We start from the raw sequence: 18,777 nt of genomic DNA, 5'->3' as shown, positions 1-18,777 counted from the left end.
GGTGAGCGTCTCGCAGAGCGTCGTACTCCGCCCCACCGGCCCGGTTCAACCGCTGGACCGCCGCGTCTGGGGCCTGACCGCCGTCGGCGTCGGGGGATTCGTACTGGCAGGCGCCTACCAGCTGTCCGGCGGGCGGATCGGCCTACCGTGCATCCTGCACGCGACCACCGGCCTGAACTGCCCGCTGTGCGGGTCGACGCGGATGGCCGCGGCCATGCTCCGCGGGGACTTCGGCGGGGCGTGGCACTTCAACCCCGTGGTGTTCGTGCTCGGCCCGCTGGGTGCCGTTGCCATCGGCTACCAGGTGCTTGCCTGGGCACTCGAATCGCTCCGGCTGGTCAGACTGCCACGGCTGCACCTGAGCCGGCGCACCGTCGACCGCCTGACGAACGCGATCGTCGCACTGTTCATCGTGTACGGCGTCGCGCGCAACCTGTTCTGACCACCGGCCGGGCGAACCACCGCCGCCCGGCCGGAACCAGCACTAGTTCGGCCGGGTGAGGCCGGAGGCGTAGCCGATGATCCCCAGGACCAGGGCGACGATGCCGCCGATCCAGGCGATCTTCGCGAGCGTGTCGGGCTGGCCCTGCTCGCGGTACTTGCTCTGGCCGATCAGACCGAGGACGATCGCGGCCGGGGAGCAGCAGAAGATGCAGACGATCCCGATGATCGACAGGATCTTCGGGGTGTTGCTCTGCGGCGCTGCGGCTCCGTAGCCGGCGTTACCGCCCCCGGGGTACGCCGCATAGCCGCCTGGCTGCTGGCCGTACCCGCCGGGCTGCTGCCCGTACCCACCAGGCTGCTGCTGGCCGTAGCCGGGCTGCTCCTGGCCGGGCTGGCCGTAGCCGCCGGGCTGCTGGCCGTACCCAGGCTGGCCAGGCTGGCCGTACTGGCCCGGCTGCTGACCCGGGTAGCCCTGCGGTCCGTTCGGGTTGTTCTGGTCGTCGCCGGGTGGTGGCGTCGGTGTGCTCACCGCGGTTCCCTTCTGAGAACGTCGTGGAATCAGCGCAGCCTATCTTTTCCACAGGTTCGTCGTCATGCTCCCACTCCGGCCCACGAACCCCGTAGGGTCTCTGCCGTGACCGAGACACCTCAATCGCCCGCACCGGGCCAGAACAACCCGGGCGCCGACTCCGCACCGAACCTGCCGGCCCAGCCGCAGCAGCAGCCGGGACCGTACGGCCCGCCGCCGGGAGCGTTCCCGCCGCCGGTGGGTGGCCAGTTCCACCAAGGACAGCAGCCACCTCACCAGGGCCAGTACGGCCAGCAGCTGCCGGCGCAGAACCTGCCGACCGGTCCGGTCCTGGTGACGATCGGCGACATCTCCGTCGAGCAGCAGCGGATCGTCACCCCGGCCGGCGTGATGCCGACCCACGGTGCGAACTGGTCGGCGATGGACATGTCCCGGACCGAGGAGAAGATCCCGGCCTGGGCGATCGTGCTGGCGATCATCTTCTTCCTGCTCTGCCTGCTCGGTCTGCTGTTCCTGCTGGTCAAGGAACGCAAGACCACCGGGTTCGTCCAGGTCACGGTGCAGTACGGCAACCGTACGCACAACACCCACGTCGGCGTCAGCTCGCCGGACCAGGTGGCCGATGTGCTTGCCCGGGTCAACTATGCCCGGACGCTCTGCGTTTAAAGGGGTTTCCGAACGCAGGACGGCCGCCACGACGTGACGTCGCGGCGGCCGTTGCGGTAAAGCGGTGGATCAGCCGAAGCGGCCGGTGATGTAGTCCTCGGTGGCCTTCTCGGTCGGGTTGGAGAAGATCTGCTTGGTCGGGGCCATCTCGATCAGCCGGCCCGGCTTGCCGGTCGCGGCGAGGTTGAAGAACGCGGTCTGGTCGGACACACGCGCCGCCTGCTGCATGTTGTGCGTGACGATGACGACCGTGAACCTGTCCTTCAGCTTCTCGATCAGGTCCTCGATCGCCAGCGTGGAGATCGGGTCCAGGGCCGAGCAGGGCTCGTCCATCAGGATCACCTCGGGCTCGACCGCGATCGCCCGGGCGATGCAGAGCCGCTGCTGCTGACCACCGGACAGGCCCGCGCCGGGCTTGTCCAGCCGGTCCTTCACCTCGTTCCAGAGGTTGGCGCCCTTGAGGGACTCCTCGACCACCTGGGTGAGTTTCTTCTTGTCCTTGACGCCGTTCAGCTTCAGCCCGGACGCGACGTTGTCGAAGATCGACATGGTCGGGAACGGGTTCGGCCGCTGGAACACCATGCCGACGACGCGCCGGACCGCGACCGGGTCGACCCCGTTGCCGTACAGGTCCTGCTGGTCCAGCGTCACCTTGCCCTCGACGCGGGCGCCCGGGATCACCTCGTGCATCCGGTTCAGGGTCCGCAGGAAGGTGGACTTGCCGCAGCCGGACGGGCCGATGAACGCGGTGACCGAGCGGGGCTCGATCGTCATCGACACGTCCTCGACGGCCTTGAAGTCGCCGTAGTAGACGTTGAGGCCGCTGACCTCGATGCGCTTAGCCATATCGGATCGGAAACCTCTCGCTATTTCGACTTGACGGCGCTGAACCGGGCGATCAGCCGGGCCAGCAGGTTGAGGACGAGGACCAGCAGGATCAGCGTCAGGGCCGCCGCCCAGACCCGGTCCGCCGCGTTCGGCAGGGCCAGCTCGGTACGGTCCTGGTTGATCATCGTCGGGAGTGCGCCCATGAATCCGCTGAACGGGTTCAGGTTGATGTTCTTCGAGTAGCCGACCAGGATCAGCAGCGGCGCGGTCTCACCCATCACCCGGGCCAGACCGAGCATCACGCCGGTGACGATGCCGCCGAACGCCGTCGGTACGACGACCTTCAGGATCGTCTTCCACTTCGGCACGCCGAGTGCGTACGACGCCTCCCGCAGCTCGTCCGGTACGAGCTTCAGCATCTCCTCGGTGGACCGCAGTACCACCGGGAGCATCAGCAACACCAGCGACAGCGACACCGCGAAACCGACCCGGTTGAAGCCGAACACCGTGATCCAGATCGCGTAGATGAACAGCGCCGCGACGATCGACGGGACACCGGTGAGGATGTCGATCATGAAGCTGACCACCCGCGCGGCTCTGGTGCCCTTGCCGTACTCGACCAGGTAGACCGCGCCGAGGACGGCGATCGGGACCGCGATCACCGCGGTGATCAGCGCCATGATCAGCGTGCCCATGATCGCGTGGTACGCGCCGCCGCCGGCCCGGCGGACGGTGATACCGCGCTGCGACTGGCTCCACCAGTCGGCGTTCAGCAGCAGGTGGTAACCCTTGCCGATCACGGTGATCAGGATCCAGGCCAGCGGGATCAGCGCGATCACGAAGGCCAGCACGATCAGCACTGTGGCCAGCGTGTTCTTGAACGCCCGAGCGCCCGAGCGGCCGGTCAGGTCGAGCGCGTGCCCCTCGTACGCGGGCTTGTTCTCTGCAATGGCGGTCATGCGCTCGCTCCTTCGGCTGCAGCGGCGCGGCGGTTGCGGCGCGGCCGCTTCTTCGCGCCCGGGGCGCTGCGGTCGACGATGATCCGGGCCGCGGAGTTGACCAGGAACGTGACCACGAACAGCACCAGGCCGGCCGCGATGTACGCGCCGGTCTTCTCCGGCGAGTCGAACTCGGCGGCGTTGTTGGCGATCTTCGACGCGAACGTCTCGCCACCGGCGAAGATCGACGAGTTCCACGGGTCGTTGCCGTTCGGCACGGTCAGGATGATCATCACCGCGACGGTCTCACCGAGTGCGCGGCCGAGGCCGAGCATCGAGGCGCTGACCACACCGGAGCGCCCGTACGGCAGGACCGCCATCCGGATCATCTCCCACTTGGTGGCGCCGAGCGCGAGCGCGCCCTCGCGGTGCGCGATCGGGGTCTGCGCGAAGATCTCCCGGCTGATCGCGGTGACCACCGGCAGGATCATGATCGCCAGGATCACCGAGACCGTGAAGACCACGCCGACGTTGTCGCCGACCGGCTTCTTGAACACGGGGATCCAGCCGAGCGCGGCCGAGATCCCGTTGATCACCGGCAGCACGATCGGCGCGAAGAACAGCAGACCCCACAGGCCGTAGACGATCGACGGTACGGCGGCCAGCAGGTCGACCGCGTGCGCGACCGGCGAGGCCAGCCGCTTCGGGGCGTAGTACGTGACGAACAGCGCGACGCCGATCGCGATCGGTACCGCGATCAGCATCGCGATGATCGAGCTGACGACGGTGGTGTAGAAGAGCGCGGCGATACCGAACTGCGGGTCGGTGCCACCAGGGCTCCAGACCCGGGAGAACAGGAAGTTGGCCTTGTCGTCGGCCAGTGCCGGGATCGCCAGTGCCAGCAGGAAGACGCCGACGAACGCGACGATCAGGACCACCAGGCCGCCGGAGCCGCGGGCGAGCCCGCCGAACAACCGGTCGCCGAGGTGCCCGACCGGACCGAGCGCGAGCTCACCGTCTTTCTCGGCCTTGGCGGGCGTACCGTTCCCGGCTTCGACGCCGGCCTCGGTCATCACCTCGGTGGAATGTTGCGCCGCCTCGTGCTCCGCGTGCTCGGCGGCCAGGCCGCCGAACTTCGGAGTGGGGCCGGCGTCCTCGTGGACCAGATCCTCGATCGCGGGATCTGCTTGGTTCGGGGCCGTGCCGTCCGGCCGGTCTGGCGGTGCCGTGCCGTCTGGACTACTCATCGATGGTGCTCCAAGCGCCTGAGTTTCATGGTGTTTGACGTCTGGTCTGTCACGAGGCCGTCATTGGTGCGAGCCCCGGCCGCCTCCGATGACTCGGACCGGCCGGGGCTCGCATCAGTACTGCTTCGCGATCAGCTGATCGCCTGGATCGCGGCGTCGACCTTGGTCTGGATCTCGGCCGGGAGCGGCGCGTAGTTGAGGTCGGTCAGCGACGACTGGCCGTCCTTGCTGACGAAGTAGCTCAGGAAGCTCTTCACCATCGCGGTCTTCTCGGCCGGGAGGCCCTTGGTGCAGGCGATCTCGTAGGTGACCAGGATGATCGGGTACGCACCCGGGGCCTTGGTCGCGTAGTCCAGCTTCAGGGCCAGGTCCTTGCCGGACGCGTCGGCCGGGGTGGCCGCGCTCAGTGCCTTACCGGCGGAGTCGGTGGACAGCTCGACCGGGGTGCCGGAGCCGTTGTCGATCAGCGCGACGCCGAGCTTGTTGTCGACGGCGTACGACCACTCGACGTACGTGATCGAGTTCTTGGTGCTCTTCACGCCCTCGGCGACACCCGCGGACTTCTCCTTGCCGGAGCCGGTGCCGGTCCACTTCTTGGCCGGGTCCTTGGTCCAGACGCCACCGCCGGCGGCCTTCAGGTACTTGGTGAAGTTCTCCGTGGTGCCGGAGTCGTCGGAACGGAAGAAGACCGAGATCGGCTGCGACGGCAGCGTGACGCCGGCGTTCAGCTTGGCGATCGCCGGGTCGTTCCAGGTCTTGATCGCGCCGCTGAAGATCTTCGCGGCGGTCGGGCCGTCGAGCGTCAGCTTGGAGACGCCGTCGATGTTGTAGGCGATCGCGATCGGGCCGATCACCATCGGCAGGTCGATCGCCGGGTTGCCCGCGCAGCGCTTCGTGGCGGCGGTCTGCTCGTCCGGCTTCAGGGCCGAGTCGGAGCCGGCGAAGTCCACCTGGTTCGCGTTGAACTGCTTGATACCCGCGCCGGAACCGGTCGGGTTGTAGTTCACCGTGACGTCGGCGCACTTGTCGTTGTACTTGCTGATGACCTCTTCGATGGCGTTCTTCTGCGCCGACGAACCCTCTGCGTTCAGGGTGCCCTTCGGGCAGTCGGCACCGGCGGACGACGACGACGAGTCGGGGCTCGAGGAGCCGGACGGCTGCGGGTCGCTGCCACACGCGCTGAGCGCGAGGACGCCGAGGGATGCCACGGCGACGGAGCCGACGCGGAACAGGCGATTGACGGACACGAGAGTGTTGCCCTTCTGCGGGAATCAGACTTCTGAACTTCCACAGACGGTAGGGAGACCAGGTGACGCGGCGGTCCGTCGCCGGTGAACGAGCGGTGAACGGTTCCGGTAGCGTGCACGACGCTTGGCGTGCCGACAGGCAGCCAATAGGTGAACTGAGTTAAGAGCCGTCACTCTGCGTCGATGTAAACGGCAACTTTCTCACGTTCCGGTAACGCTCAGCGCAACGACGACGTGAACGATCGAATCCCCGCACCCCACGGCAGAGGTTGCCGCCACAGGCACACGGTAGTACGCCGCCGTGCCAGGTCCGGCGTACAGTTCGTAACTTATTGGTCGCACCAATGCGCGGTGCGTCAGCTGGAGAAGTCCTCCGGGGCGACGCCGTCGAGGAACTGGCGGAAGCGTTCGAGTTCGGCCTGTTCTTCTTCGGGGGTGGCGACGCCGGCCTCGCGCAGTACCTGTTCGGTGCAGCGGATCGGCGTACCCAGACGGACCGCGAGCGCGACCGAGTCGCTCGGTCTGGCCGACACCCGGGCGCCGTTGGCGAGCACCAGTTCGGCGAAGAACACCGCGTCCCGCAGCTCGACGATCTCGACCGCCTCGATGTGCACGTCGAAGGCCTGGATCAGGTCCCGCATCAGGTCGTGGGTGAGCGGCCGCGACGGCCGCAGGCCCTGCTCCTCGTAGGCGATCGCGGTCGCCTCGACCGAGCCGATCGAGATCGGCAGGTAGCGGTAGCCCTCGGTCTCGCGCAGCATCATCACCGGGGCCCGGTTGGGCGATTCCATCCGGATCCCGATCAGTGTCAGTTCTCGCATCATCGTCATGGTGCGCCCCGAACCTCTCCTCAGACCGGCACCCGGTGGGGCGCCGGTTCCTCGGGTAGGAACATACCCGTCACCTCCAGTGTCTCCCGGCCGCCCCGTCGTCCGTACCTGGATCGTCACCGAGCCGTGTCGCTAGGGTGCTCCGAACCGCTCCGTCACCACTTTGCCGTCCGCCAGCCGGTGCGCGACCAGGAACGAACCGGTGGCGAACTTGCCGACTTTCAGGCCCAGTTCCCGGCACAGCGCAGGCAGTACGGGCCGGTGTGAGCAGATGACCGTGACCTTGCCCGGGCGCCAAACCCGGTCCGCCAGACCGCGCAGCCCGTCGGGGTCGGCGTCGTACCCACGTTCGGAGATCTCCGGCCACAGGTGGATGTGGCGGTCGATCGTGGCGGCGTACGGCGCGACTGTCGCGACACAGCGCTCCGCGTCGCTGCTGATGATCCTGTTGACGCCCAGCGCCGCCAGCACGCCGCTGAGTCGCTTCGCTACCTCGGTACCCGTGCTGGTCAGCGGACGGAGCGTGTCCTTCCCGTCCCAGTCCTTACGCTTCACGGCGTCTGCATGCCGTACGACGACCACGGTCGCCACGACGGGTACTACCCGATCCAGTGCGTCGAGGATGTCCACGTCGCGCGGGTAGCTCAGCTTGGCGCGGGCCTTGTCCACCGGGAGCCAGCTGATCTCGTCGACCTCGTCGTTCGGCTCGAACGAGCCATCGTCGACCGGTACGGCGGACCAGTAGTGCACGAGCTTCTCCGCCGTACCGCCGTTCTTGCGGATCGCGTACCGCTGCACGCCGAGCGGTGGACCGAACACCACGTGCTGGCCGGTCTCCTCCTCGATCTCGCGCTGCGCGCCGAGCAGTACGTGCTCGTGCATGGTCAGCTTGCCCTTGGGGAGGGACCAGTCGTCGTACCGGGGACGGTGCACCAGCAGCACCTGCCGGGTGCCGTCGCGTTCCCGCCAGACGACACCACCCGCGGCGATAACTGTCGCCGGGTTGCTCATACCCTCACCCTAAGAAACGGTCTCCGGCGGTCAGCTGACGGGGTCGATCGCGCGGCGGCGGCCACGGGTGCGGATCAACCGTTCCTGCAGGTCCCGCAGCGGTTCGCCGTCCGGGCCGTGCAGCCTGGCCTGCCAGTTGTCGTCCGGCTGCAGCCACCACGAGCCGGTGCCTTCGTCCATCGCCAGGTCGAACATGTCGCTCAGCTCCGTGACGTGATCCGGCTCCTTCAGCTGCACGAGCACCTCGACGCGGCGGTCAAGGTTCCGGTGCATGAGGTCGGCCGAGCCGATCCACACCTCCGGCTCGCCACCGTTCTCGAACAGGAACACCCGGCTGTGCTCGAGGAACCGGCCCAGGATGCTGCGGACCTGGATGTTCTCCGACAACCCCGGTATGCCAGGACGGAGCGTGCAGATGCCACGGATCCACAGGTCCACCGGCACACCGGCCTGCGACGCCCGGTAAAGCGCGTCGCACAAGGCCTCGTCGACCAGACTGTTCACCTTGATCCGGATCCGCGCGGGACGGCCTGCGTGGTGGTGCTGGATCTCACGGTCGATCCGCTCGACCAGACCACGCCGTACGGACTGTGGTGCAACCAGGATCCGCCGGTAGCCCGCACTGCGACCGAAACCGGACAGGTGGTTGAAGAGCAGCGCTACGTCCTCTGTGACGACACGGTCACTCGTGAGCAGTCCCAGGTCTTCGTAGAGCCTGGCTGTCTTCGGGTGGTAGTTACCGGTACCGATATGCGCATAGCGGCGCAGACCGTCCGGTTCGTCGCGTACGACCATCGACAGCTTGCTGTGTGTCTTCAGACCGATCACGCCGTACACCACATGGCAGCCGGCGTGCTCGAGCTGACGGGCCCACTTGATGTTCGCCTGCTCGTCGAACCGCGCCTGGATCTCCACCAGCACCAGGACCTGCTTGCCGGCCTCGGCCGCGTCGATGAGCGCGTCGACGATCGGAGAGTCACCACTGGTCCGGTACAGCGTCTGCTTGATCGCCAGCACGTGCGGGTCTGCCGCGGCCTGCTCGATGAACCGCTGGACGCTCGTACTGAACGAGTCGTACGGGTGGTGGACCAGTACGTCACGCTGCTTGAGCGCGTGGAACATGTCCGCCGGGTTGGACGTCTCCACCTCGGCCAGGTGCGGGTGCGTCGACGGTACGAACGCCGGGTACTTCAGCTCGGCCCGGTCCAGACCGGCGATCGTGAACAGGCCCCGCAGGTCCAGCGGACCGGGGAGCTCGAACACCTCCGCCTCGGTGACGCCCAGCTCCGACAGCAGCAGCGCCTTCACCTGCGGGTCGATCGACTCCTCCACCTCGAGCCGGACCGGCGGGCCGAACCTCCTGCGCAGCAGCTCCTTCTCCAGGGCCGCCAGCAGGTTCTCCGCGTCGTCCTCCTCGACCTCGAGGTCCTCGTTCCGGGTGACCCGGAAGGTGTGCTGCTGGATCACCTCCATCCCCGGGAACAGCTGGCCGAGGTGCGTGGCGATGACGTCCTCGAGCGGTACGAACCGGCCCTCGGCGACCTTCACGAACCGGGGCAGCAGCGGCGGCACCTTGACCCGGGCGAAGTGCTCGCCGCCGGTGTCGGGGTTCCGGACCACGACCGCCAGGTTCAGGCTCAGGCCGGAGATGTACGGGAACGGGTGCGACGGGTCGACCGCCAGCGGGGTCAGTACGGGGAAGATCCGGTCCCGGAAGAACCGGGTCATGTCCTCGCGCTCGTTGTGCTCCAACTCGTCCCAGCGCAGGATGTCGATGCCCTGCTCGGTCAGCGCGGGCTGCACCGACTTCCGCCACGTCTCGGCGTGCCGGTCCATCAGCTCCCGGCTCTTCGCCAGGCTCCGGTCCAGCACCTCACGGGGCAGCAGGCCGCTGGCCGCCTTGACCGCGACCCCGGCCGCGATGCGGCGCTTCAGACCGGCGATCCGGACCATGTAGAACTCGTCCAGGTTGCTGGCGAAGATCGCGAGGAACTTGGCCCGCTCGAGCAGCGGGATCTGGTCGTTCTCGGCCAGTTCGAGGACCCGCTGGTTGAACGTCAGCCAGCTCAGCTCCCGGTCCGAGAACCGGTCCACCGGGAGGTCGCCGGCCGCGTTGATGTCGTACGGCGGTTCGACGTCGTACTCCCGGTTGTGGGATGCCAGCAAGTCTCCAGCCACGCGCCCTAGCATCCCATTCTTTCGTGAACAACGGGTAGCCGTTCGCGCGTTGCCCAATGTGACGTTTTCGTTGCCTGCGGAGCGTTGCCTGGAACTCCAGTTGCTAGCGTCACGTCTTGTGAACCTACGACTGGACTCGGTACTGCGCGACACGGTGACCGCCGTACAGGCGAACGTCCTCACCCCGCTGTACGCACTCCCGGCCGCCGTCCGCCGCCGGATCGCCGGCGCCCCGATCCAGATCGACGGCAACACGCTGGACCCGGACATCCAGTTCCTGCTCCGCCTCGACAACCTGTTGCCGCGCACAACCAAGACCGACGCGCCCACCGCCCGCGCCCACTTCCGCGCGCTCTGCCGCCTCCTGCCGGGCAAGCCGGTCGAAGTACAACGAGTAACCGACCTGACAGTCCGCGGCGCCACCGGCCAACTAGGCGCCCGCCTCTACGCTCCCAACGCAACAGCGGCCCGGGGTGGTCTGCTGGTGTTCTTTCACGGCGGGGGGTGGGTGGTGGGGGACCTCGACACCCACGACGCCCTCTGCCGGGTGATCGCCGCCGACGCCGGGATCCGGGTCCTGTCCGTCGACTACCGCCTCGCCCCAGAGGCGCCGGCCCCGACCGCCGCCGAAGACGCGATCGCCGCCTTCACCTGGGCAGCCGACCACGCCGAAGACCTCGGCGCCGACCCGTCACTGGTAGCAGTCGGAGGCGACAGCGCCGGTGGCAACCTGGCCGCGGTAGTAGCCCAGCAGACCGTCCTCCGCGGCCTCCCGCAGCCGGCCCTCCAGGTCCTCCTCTACCCAGGCCTCGACCTGGTAGCCCGCCGCCCCAGCCGAGACCTCTTCTCCGAAGGCTTCATCCTCACCGAAGAAGACATCATCTGGTACCGCGACATGTACACCCCCGACCCCACCCTCCGCACCGACCCCATCGTCTCCCCCCTCCGCGCCCCCGACCTGCGCAACCTCCCCCCGACCTACCTCTCCACCGCCGGCTTCGACCCCCTCCGCGACGAGGCCCTCGAGTACGCCGCGGCCCTGACCACCGCAGGCAACCCCCTGACCCACATCCACCACCCGACCCTCCCCCACGGCCACGCCAACCTCCTAACAGTCCCCGGCACCACCCGCCAAGCCTTGGCTCACCTCACCGACCACTTGAAGTCAGCCCTCCACTGACCGCTCCTCAGAGATGGCCAGGCGCTTTCTGGCCGACCTGCACGTTGACTGCGCTGCCGACTGCAGCGAGCGTGCCGGCAGCTGGTGCCTGCGAGACGACCTTCCCAACGAGGTCCAGATCCGTGGTCGACTCGGCCGTCTGCGTGCCGACGTGGAAGTAGCCTGTATGAGTCCGCAAGTAGCTGTCGGCGGTGGCCGGACTCATGTGACGGACGTCGGGCACTGCATACCTCGACCGTGTCAGTGCGGGTAGGCGGATCCATGAGCCCCACTGGCTGACATCGTTCATCACGGTCTGCTTGGTCGAGTACACAGCGCCGGCCGTGTTCTGTACGGCGACATGAATCCGGTCGCCGTACCCGCGCTCAGCGGCAACCGACCAGACTCGTCCGACCGCGGACGTGTCGAATTCGACGGGCGTCGTCCAGGTTTGCCCGCCGGCTGCGAGCTGCTGCATGCGGATCAGGTGTCCCCGGTGATCCCCACCGACAAGCAGCAGACGACCGTCCTGCCCTGTCGCTGTAGCGATAGAGGTCAGAAAGAGTCCGCCGATCGGTAACCATGGACCGAACGTTCCTCCTGCAGGCTGACTGCGTTGGAACACCCGCCCTTGCGGACTGATCCCCAAGAGCCAGACGGTTCCGTTGCTGCCCGTCTCTGCGGCCATCACTCGCATGGAACCGTCCAGCGGTGTCCAGCTGAGCCAGGCGTCGGCTGGGCGCCGGCGGCTGAACAGCGCGCCCGCTGCATTCGCGCCGTACAGGGCCATGGCTCCCGAGGAATCGCGAGCCAGTCCGACCGAGTGCAGCGAACCATCCATCGTCAGGGCAGCCGACCACGTCGGCTCAATGAACGTCGCTGCGCCGCTTCCTTGCCGGTACGCAAGACGGCCAGTGCTCTCGGTTGTCAACAGTTCGATGGTGCCGTCAGGATTGGTTTCGGCCGCGAGACTTGTCTGCGGCCAATCGAGCTGAAGGTAGTTTTGACCGAAGCTGCCGACGCCCCAACCGTCGCCTAGCAGGCCCTGTTCCTGGGTCCCGAAGATGTAGCCCGCGCTGTCGAGAACAAAAAGGTTGTTCCAGCCTGACGAGTCGCGGGAGATGGCGACCCGCGCCGGTTGGATCGGAATCTCGAACGGCATCGGCAACAACAACTGAGCGTTCCGGTCGGCCGGCTGGCCGCTGCGTTGGTCGACGCCGGTGGCGCGCATTCGCTCCTGGATGTCGTTGGCGGCCAACTCGCGGCCCAGCGCCGCCAGTGACTGAGGCGTTGCGAGGTTGCCTGCATAGTCAAGCGGAGCATCGATGTCGAGCATTGTCGTGAAGATCGACAGCACGCCGTCGCCCTCGGCCACCTCGATGATCCGGCTCTGAATCGGCCAATCGACATGCGAGGCGGAGGTGATCTCCCAGAATCCGCCGGGCGAGGTGTTCGCAGGGCGCCCGTACGGCACGATGTGATTGCGGTGAGTGTGGCCGTTCACGAACATGACTACGTTCGGATAGCGAAGCATCAGTGTCCGGAGAGCCGCACCGTTGTCGATCGAGTCGAGGTTGTGGTGGGCGTAGAGCACGATGAGCTTGTCGTGGACGTCTGGCTGCGACTGGACGCTCCAACTGGTGGAGAAGAAGCGTGAGCTGTTCGACCGCAGCTGGGTCTCCAGCCACGACAGCTGAGCGCTCTCGAGATGTCCGTCGGAGTTGTCGTCCATCGTGGTGTCGAGACAGATGAACTGCACCAGGTCGGCCGGATCCGAGGGAACCGTGTAGTAGGTCTGGCTGGTTGTTCGGAAGCCATGTCCCGCTGGTATGCCCGATGTTTTGAAGTGCTCCTGGACGAACTCCGTTCGGGACAGAATCCGACGATTCGGGTCGGCCGACACGACGACTCCAGGAGGGCTGCCCAGAACGATCGAGTCCAGTCCTTCAGTCACTTGATCCCAAAAACCCCAGTCGCTGTAGTTTTCGGGGAACTGATGCGTGGTGCTCGATGGTTTGAAGTCTCCAGTGGCCCATTGCCGGAGTTGGCTGCCGGCCAATGTGCCTTGCCCGATCGTTCCTTGGACATTCCTGTCGTGGTTGCCGAAGGCCGCATACCAAGGCATGCCGAGTCCGTGAGCGTCGAAGGATCGCCGGGCTGCCCCCAGGAGACCCGGAACTGCGGGGAAGCCCGCGCTGAAATATTTGTCGAGACCACGGTGAGTGAGCTCCCACTGTTTGAGCTCGGGATGCCAATAATGCAGGCCGATGCCTACCTGGTCCCCGGAAACGCTCTCGTCCCACGGCGTCGTTCCGGAGTCTGGTGTGACGACGTTTCCATCGAGCAGGTCGATGTACCAACGGGTCTCGTTGTACTGACAATTGTCGCTCGCGTCGCCGGTAACGAGAGTCAGCGACAGAGGCAAGTGCGTAACCGGGCCCGAAGCAACCCGCGCGATTGATCGGCACACCGCGTCCACCAGCTGCGTGGTGAGAAACTCCTGCGGACGGTATGCGGAATCGAACGGGTACGGGTCGGGCCGGTCGCGGTCGGCCAGCTGATCGGTGTACTCGAGCCGAGCCGGGGACTGGTCGTCGATGATGTGCAGATCCGACATCTGTGCAAACGCGATCAGCGGCCGGTTCACCGCGACGGCGGCTGTTGTGAACAGGTCCCGACGCACGATATGCGGCTCTGGTGGACCGACGATGACCTTTCCGTACCGCCCCTGCAAGACATCGGGCGCCCGGACAGTCGACTCCAAGGTCGTGCCGGCGACCGTCGGTGACACGCTCGCAGCTGTGCGGCCTACGGCGCCACCGGCCGCCTGAGATGCCGCGTTCGCCACCTTTGCAGCAGCCTTGCTCGGCGCCGCAGTCCCTAAACTGATGGCCGCCGCCGACAACCCGCCGATCCGGATGGCATCCCGCCGCGAGAGCTTCCCACCATCCCGCTCATTACCTTGCCCCATGCTGATCCGCCTTCCGCTCGCAGATAGCCCCCTACGAGCGAAAATCGCAACCGAACCTGATCACCCGCTGACGCAGCGCTGATCCGCTACCCCCATCCGGGCGTGCACACCGCAGCTCACCGCCCAGGATCAACCAGCACAGGCACGGCTTCGCGGACCTGCAGGAGGGTGGCAGGGCCGGTGATGGGGACGGTGCCTTCGATGTACTGCCAGCCGGTGTCGGCGACGTTGAAGCGGGCGGCGTAGTTCGTGGTCACGGTGATGCCGACGCCTTCACGCTTCTTGTACTTGTGGGTGATGTCGGCAGCCGGGTATGGCTTGCCGGGGGTGCTGGTGGTGACCGTCGGGCTGCCGTCGCCGAAGTCCCACGTGTAGCTGATCGGCGTCGCCTCGACCACCACGGGGAACCCGAGCAACGTCACAGTCGTCGTGGACACCTTGCTGTCGTCGGTGTAAACGATCGTCGCCATGTTCACCAACGTCCGCCCACTCGGCTGAACCTTCACCGAAAGCCCCGGAAACACAACATTCTTAGTCTCCGACCGCACCTCCTCCCAAGTAATAGCCTCCGGCCGCGGAGGCACCACCTTCGGCGGCACAGTAGGCCGAATGACCCGGCCCCTCTCCCGTCCGGGCTGGCACCGGGTCGGCCCAGGAACAGTCCCGTCCGGCTGCATGCGTCCACAGATGCCGATGTTGATCCGCAGGTTTCGCCGGTCGCCGGACGGGCCGGCCGGCGGTTTGGTTGCCGAGGGCTTCGAAGCAACGGGCTTCGTCTTGGGGTGCGACTTCGACGTGGTGCCGGGACGCTGCGAGTTCAGTCGCGCCTTCTTGCCGGAGGTTCCCGAGAGGGTGCTGCCCCAGGTCGATCGCGTTCCCTTGACGCTCGGTTTTGGAGTGGGGGTAGACGAGGCGGCCTCGGCGTAATCCGGGCGCAGGTCGATCGCGATGGCGGTAGCCGTCACCATCGCAAATGTAAGCGTTGTGGCAGCGGCGTGGGCAAATTTGCTCATGATTCGTTGATCTGCATCTCGAACATCACCCAATTGCCGCCCGTTGCCAGCAGTGAGAACTCCATCGTGCCGGTGCTGCCTTCCTGCGACACAGGCGAGGCCCCGGGCGTACTGCGCTCGACGTACTTCCCGCCCTTCAGTGCAGCCGAACCACCCAGCCTGCCAGTCTCGCCACGATAGATCTCCTTGACGTCTACCAGGTGGTCCTTGTAGTCGCCCTGAAGCCCCCCGTTCGTCGCGTTGACCTTCCGCACGTAGTCGGCGATGCCCTTGCAGCCCTCGCAGCCCTTGTCACTCGCTGCGAGAAGCGCCGCCGGGTCTCCGGTCGTGTAGGAGTAGTTCATCAGATCGACGTAGTAGCCGATGAAGGCTTCGCCGGCAGCCAGACTTGAGCCAACGGCAGCCTGCGGGCGCGCGGGCGGTGTGGACGGAAGAGCTGTCTCAGGCGTGCTTGCCGTGCCGCTTGGCGACGGCGTCACTCGTGTGGAGGTCGTCGGTCCGCTCGTGGAAGCTGGTGGTGGGGACGTGTTGGGGTGGCCTGCTTCGGGGCTGCCTTGGGTGCAGGCGGTTAGCAGGGTGGTGGTGGCTAGGCAGGCCAGGATGGATTGGGTTGGCCTGTTGCGGTGTGTCACGTGTGTCAGCCCTCCGTAGTTGACACAGATCGTAACGGGGTGGTGGGGCGGGGTTCGATGTCAAAAGGTGCAGTTGTGGATAACCGGGGATGGGGGCCAGGAGCCGCCCGGCTGGGGGGTTAGAGGCTCGGACGGCTCCTGGTTGATGGGGGGACGGGTGGGGGCGGGGGTTTATGACGCGACTTGGGGTTGTGATGCCGGTCACTGGCTGTGATTGGTGGGGGCGTACTGGACGTCCAGGGCCGCGGTGGTGAAGCCCAACGCTGTGTACAGGGCTCGGGCGGCGGTGTTGGTGCCGTCTACGTAGAGGACGATCTCGTCGAGGTTGCGGGAGTCCTGGAGGTGGTGGAGGCCCTGGAGGGTCAGGGACTTGCCTAGGCCTTGGCCTTGGAAGGACGGGGAGACTCCTACTACGTAGACCTCGCCAACGCCGTCTTCGACCTTGGTCCAGTGGAAGCCGGCCAGTTCGCCGGTCGACGAGACGGCCAGGAAGAAACCGTCGGGGTCGAACCACGGCTGTTGCAGGCGTTCGGCCAGGTCCGCAGCGGTCCAGCTGCCCTGCTCCGGGTGGTCGGCGAAGGCCTCGGCGTTGACCTTCAGCCAGGCTGTGTTGTCTGCGCCGGGGGCAAACGTGCGTACGGATATCCCGTCGGGCCACACCGGGTCAGGTAGCGGAGCTTGACGGCGGCGGAGGAAGTACAGCTCGCGTGATACCTCCAGCCCCAACCGGTGGGCGAGTTCGTCGGCGCCAGGTAGCCGGCCGTGCGCCCAGACACGGGTACGGGAGCCGCCGTGGTCCAGGAGCATGCGGAGGAGCGCCGTACCGTAGCCCTGCCGCCGGTACGACGGGGCGACGACCAGTTCGGCGGAGCCGTCGGGGGAGAGGGCGGCGTACCCGACCAGGTTGCGGGCGCTCTGCAGTCCGCTGACCTCGATCGTGCCGGGCTCGCCGACGTAGGCGAGGACGTGGACGTCGCCGGGATGCTCGCCGTCCAGGTGCAGCAGGGTGCGTTCGGAGAGCGGGTGGACGCCGTCGCTGTCTGCTGCGGCGCGGGCGAGTTCCGTGACGGCGGCGGCGGTGGCTGGGGGCAACGGTGCGGGAACGGCTTCGAGAGTCACCGGAACACAGTAAAAGGTTCAGCTGAGTTCATTCTCAGGTTCTGGAAAGAGGGTTTGCTGCTCAGGTAGCTTCAGCGGATTCATCGACGAAGAACACGGAGATTGAGATGGCACGAGACAGAGCACGGTTGGGGGGACGGCGGGTGGCTGGTCTGCTCGCCGCCGGGACGGCCGTCGCGCTCGCCTTGGCTGCCGGGGGATCCCTGAGCCAGGCCGGGGCTGCGACCCAGCCCGACACCGCCGCCCAGACCGCCGCCCAGACCGACGCCGCCGCCCAGGCGAAGAAGCCGAAGCCGACCCATTCGCAGATCGACCTGCTGGCGATCAACGACTTCCACGGCAACCTGGAGCCGGCCACCGGGTCCGGCGGCAACATCAACGGCATCCCGGCCGGCGGTGCGGTGTACCTGGCCACGCACCTGAAGCAGCTCCGCGCCGCCGCGGCGGCGAAGGGCGCGGACTCGGTGACGGTCGCGGCCGGTGACCTGATCGGCGCGTCGCCGCTGCTGTCGGCCGCGTTCCACGACGAGCCGACGGTCGAGGCGCTGAACGGGATGGGACTCGAGGCTGCGTCGGTGGGCAACCACGAGTTCGACGAGGGCTGGCACGAGCTGCTCCGGATGCAGACCGGTGGCTGTCTGCCGGACGGCGACGGGCAGAACAACCAGAACTCCTGCCCGGACCCGGAGCACCCGTTCACCGGCGCGAAGTACAAGTACCTGAGCGCCAACGTGTTCTTCACCAACACGAAGAAGACGCTGTTCGCGCCCTACACGATCAAGACCTTCAAGGACGGCAAGAAGGTCGCATTCATCGGTATGACGCTGGAGAACACGCCGAACATCGTGACCAAGTCCGGCGTCGAGGGCCTGACCTTCAAGGACGAGGTGGAGACCGCGAACGCGCTGGTCCCGGAACTGCACAAGAAGGGCGTGAAGTCGATCGTCGTGCTGCTGCACGAGGGTGGTTTCCCGGCCGACCCGAAGGCGTACAACAGCTGCCCGGGGATCTCCGGCCCGATCGTGGACATCAACGCCGGCCTGGACCCGGAGATCGACGCGATCATCTCGGGGCACACCCACCAGGCGTACAACTGCTCGCTGAAGGACAGTGCGGGCAATCCGCGCCTCGTCACCAGCGCGTCCTCGTTCGGCCGGATCGTCACCGACGTCCGGCTGAGCATCGACAACGCGACCGGTGACGTGGACCGGACGAACACGCTGGCGCAGAACGAGATCGTCACCCAGGACGTGGTCCCGGACCAGCGGACGGCCAACCTGATCGCGAAGTACAAGGCGCTGGTCGCCCCGATCTCGAACAAGGTGATCGGCCACCTCACCACCCCGTCGGTGGTCCGGACGAACGACGACTCGCTGGAGTCGCCGCTGGGCAACCTGATCGCGGACGCGCAGCTCGCGGACCCGTCGGTGGTGTCCGGCGGCAAGGCACCGGTCGCGGCGTTCATGAACCCGGGCGGTATCCGCGCCGACCTGGCCTCGAACAACGGTGAGGTCACCTTCGGGCAGGCGTTCACCGTGCAACCGTTCAACAACTTCCTGGTCTCGATGGACATGACCGGGACGCAGCTCAAGGCCCTGCTCGAGCAGCAGTTCTCCGGCGTGAACGGGCCGGAGGCGGCGAAGTACAAGGTGCTCCAGGTCGCGGGCATCACCTACACCTGGAACCCGGCCGCGGCGGCGGGTTCGAAGATCGTGGCCGGTTCGATCAAGATCGGCGGGCAGCCGCTGGTCGACGGTACGTCGTACCGGATCGTCACGAACAACTTCCTCTCCGACGGCGGCGACGGCTTCCCGGCCTTCACCACCGCGACGAACAAGGTGTTCGGCGGGCTGGACATCGACGCGTTCGCGAACTACCTGACCGCGCACGACCCGTACACCCCGGTCGCCACCGACCGGATCTCCGTCGGTTCCTGACGCCAGCGAAAAGGCCGGTACGCACCGG

Annotated in this window: 16 protein-coding genes; 4 read left to right on the top strand and 12 right to left on the bottom strand. The window is 66.9% G+C overall.

The window, feature by feature from the left end:
* Position 1 precedes the first annotated feature (1 nt).
* Positions 2-442: a DUF2752 domain-containing protein gene (locus tag ACFYRU_RS38690; protein WP_387668712.1), complete on the top strand. Its 441-nt coding sequence runs from the start codon at positions 2-4 to the stop codon at positions 440-442.
* Positions 443-484: 42 nt separating this feature from the next.
* Here ACFYRU_RS38690 and ACFYRU_RS38685 read toward each other — a convergent pair whose 3' ends face one another.
* Complete coding sequence (locus tag ACFYRU_RS38685; RefSeq protein WP_387668710.1) at positions 485-973, bottom strand: hypothetical protein; 489 nt, start codon at positions 971-973, stop codon at positions 485-487.
* 105 nt (positions 974-1,078) lie between these two features.
* Here ACFYRU_RS38685 and ACFYRU_RS38680 point away from each other — a divergent pair, with 105 nt between their 5' ends.
* A complete protein-coding gene (locus ACFYRU_RS38680) occupies positions 1,079-1,639 on the top strand; it encodes a hypothetical protein (protein WP_387668707.1) in 561 nt (186 codons plus the stop codon).
* A gap of 69 nt (positions 1,640-1,708) precedes the next feature.
* Here the strand turns inward: ACFYRU_RS38680 and pstB are convergent, their stop codons facing one another.
* The 7 genes from pstB to ACFYRU_RS38645 form a co-directional block, all read right to left on the bottom strand.
* Positions 1,709-2,485: a phosphate ABC transporter ATP-binding protein PstB gene (gene pstB, locus ACFYRU_RS38675; protein WP_387668705.1), complete on the bottom strand. Its 777-nt coding sequence runs from the start codon at positions 2,483-2,485 to the stop codon at positions 1,709-1,711.
* Positions 2,486-2,505: 20 nt separating this feature from the next.
* Positions 2,506-3,426 carry a phosphate ABC transporter permease PstA gene (gene pstA / locus ACFYRU_RS38670; protein WP_387668703.1) on the bottom strand — a complete coding sequence of 307 codons (921 nt, stop codon included), beginning with the start codon at positions 3,424-3,426 and terminating at the stop codon, positions 2,506-2,508.
* A complete protein-coding gene (gene pstC / locus ACFYRU_RS38665) occupies positions 3,423-4,478 on the bottom strand; it encodes a phosphate ABC transporter permease subunit PstC (protein WP_387668910.1) in 1,056 nt (351 codons plus the stop codon). The genes pstA and pstC overlap by 4 nt, the downstream gene beginning before the upstream one ends.
* A 305-nt stretch (positions 4,479-4,783) precedes the next feature.
* Positions 4,784-5,899 carry a phosphate ABC transporter substrate-binding protein PstS gene (gene pstS, locus ACFYRU_RS38660; protein ID WP_387668700.1) on the bottom strand — a complete coding sequence of 372 codons (1,116 nt, stop codon included), beginning with the start codon at positions 5,897-5,899 and terminating at the stop codon, positions 4,784-4,786.
* Between the two features lie 356 nt (positions 5,900-6,255).
* Positions 6,256-6,720 (bottom strand): bifunctional nuclease family protein, encoded by a 465-nt coding sequence (locus ACFYRU_RS38655; protein ID WP_387668698.1) that lies wholly within the window; start codon positions 6,718-6,720, stop codon positions 6,256-6,258.
* A 141-nt stretch (positions 6,721-6,861) separates the two neighbouring features.
* Positions 6,862-7,740, bottom strand: coding sequence for an NUDIX domain-containing protein (locus tag ACFYRU_RS38650; RefSeq protein ID WP_387668696.1), 879 nt, complete (start codon positions 7,738-7,740; stop codon positions 6,862-6,864).
* Positions 7,741-7,770: 30 nt separating this feature from the next.
* Positions 7,771-9,930, bottom strand: a complete 2,160-nt coding sequence (locus ACFYRU_RS38645) for an RNA degradosome polyphosphate kinase (RefSeq protein WP_387668693.1) — start codon at positions 9,928-9,930, stop codon at positions 7,771-7,773.
* A 106-nt stretch (positions 9,931-10,036) separates the two neighbouring features.
* Here ACFYRU_RS38645 and ACFYRU_RS38640 point away from each other — a divergent pair, with 106 nt between their 5' ends.
* A complete protein-coding gene (locus ACFYRU_RS38640; RefSeq protein ID WP_387668691.1) occupies positions 10,037-11,098 on the top strand; it encodes an alpha/beta hydrolase in 1,062 nt (353 codons plus the stop codon).
* 7 nt (positions 11,099-11,105) lie between these two features.
* Here ACFYRU_RS38640 and ACFYRU_RS38635 read toward each other — a convergent pair whose 3' ends face one another.
* The 4 genes from ACFYRU_RS38635 to mshD form a co-directional block, all read right to left on the bottom strand.
* Positions 11,106-13,868, bottom strand: coding sequence for a TIGR03767 family metallophosphoesterase (locus tag ACFYRU_RS38635; RefSeq protein WP_387668689.1), 2,763 nt, complete (start codon positions 13,866-13,868; stop codon positions 11,106-11,108).
* Positions 13,869-14,164: 296 nt separating this feature from the next.
* Positions 14,165-14,518, bottom strand: coding sequence for a PKD domain-containing protein (locus tag ACFYRU_RS38630; protein ID WP_387668687.1), 354 nt, complete (start codon positions 14,516-14,518; stop codon positions 14,165-14,167).
* A 539-nt stretch (positions 14,519-15,057) separates the two neighbouring features.
* On the bottom strand, positions 15,058-15,540 hold the full coding sequence (locus ACFYRU_RS38625) for a DUF6318 family protein (RefSeq protein ID WP_387668685.1): 483 nt from the start codon (positions 15,538-15,540) through the stop codon (positions 15,058-15,060).
* Between the two features lie 354 nt (positions 15,541-15,894).
* Complete coding sequence (mshD, locus tag ACFYRU_RS38620; RefSeq protein WP_387668683.1) at positions 15,895-16,812, bottom strand: mycothiol synthase; 918 nt, start codon at positions 16,810-16,812, stop codon at positions 15,895-15,897.
* Positions 16,813-16,919: 107 nt separating this feature from the next.
* On the opposite strand from mshD, the gene ACFYRU_RS38615 reads away from it, so the two are divergent.
* Positions 16,920-18,749, top strand: a complete 1,830-nt coding sequence (locus ACFYRU_RS38615; protein WP_387668681.1) for a bifunctional metallophosphatase/5'-nucleotidase — start codon at positions 16,920-16,922, stop codon at positions 18,747-18,749.
* The last annotated feature ends 28 nt before the right edge of the window (positions 18,750-18,777 follow it).

It is taken from the genome of Kribbella sp. NPDC004536, from assembly GCF_042873835.1.
Lineage (GTDB): Bacteria > Actinomycetota > Actinomycetes > Propionibacteriales > Kribbellaceae > Kribbella.
The sequence above is the reverse complement of the archived record's forward strand: the minus strand, read 5'-3'. Positions and strand labels throughout refer to the sequence as shown.

Bases quoted from the DNA above. Each gene is read 5' to 3' on its own strand.
- pstB (WP_387668705.1), bottom strand. From the start codon at position 2,485: ATGGCTAAGCGCATCGAGGTCAGCGGCCTCAACGTCTACTACGGCGAC.
- ACFYRU_RS38645 (WP_387668693.1), bottom strand. From the start codon at position 9,930: ATGCTAGGGCGCGTGGCTGGAGACTTGCTGGCATCCCACAACCGGGAG.
- pstA (WP_387668703.1), bottom strand. From the start codon at position 3,426: ATGACCGCCATTGCAGAGAACAAGCCCGCGTACGAGGGGCACGCGCTC.
- ACFYRU_RS38615 (WP_387668681.1), top strand. From the start codon at position 16,920: ATGGCACGAGACAGAGCACGGTTGGGGGGACGGCGGGTGGCTGGTCTG.
- ACFYRU_RS38655 (WP_387668698.1), bottom strand. From the start codon at position 6,720: ATGCGAGAACTGACACTGATCGGGATCCGGATGGAATCGCCCAACCGG.
- ACFYRU_RS38630 (WP_387668687.1), bottom strand. From the start codon at position 14,518: ATGGCGACGATCGTTTACACCGACGACAGCAAGGTGTCCACGACGACT.
- pstC (WP_387668910.1), bottom strand. From the start codon at position 4,478: ATGACCGAGGCCGGCGTCGAAGCCGGGAACGGTACGCCCGCCAAGGCC.
- ACFYRU_RS38650 (WP_387668696.1), bottom strand. From the start codon at position 7,740: ATGAGCAACCCGGCGACAGTTATCGCCGCGGGTGGTGTCGTCTGGCGG.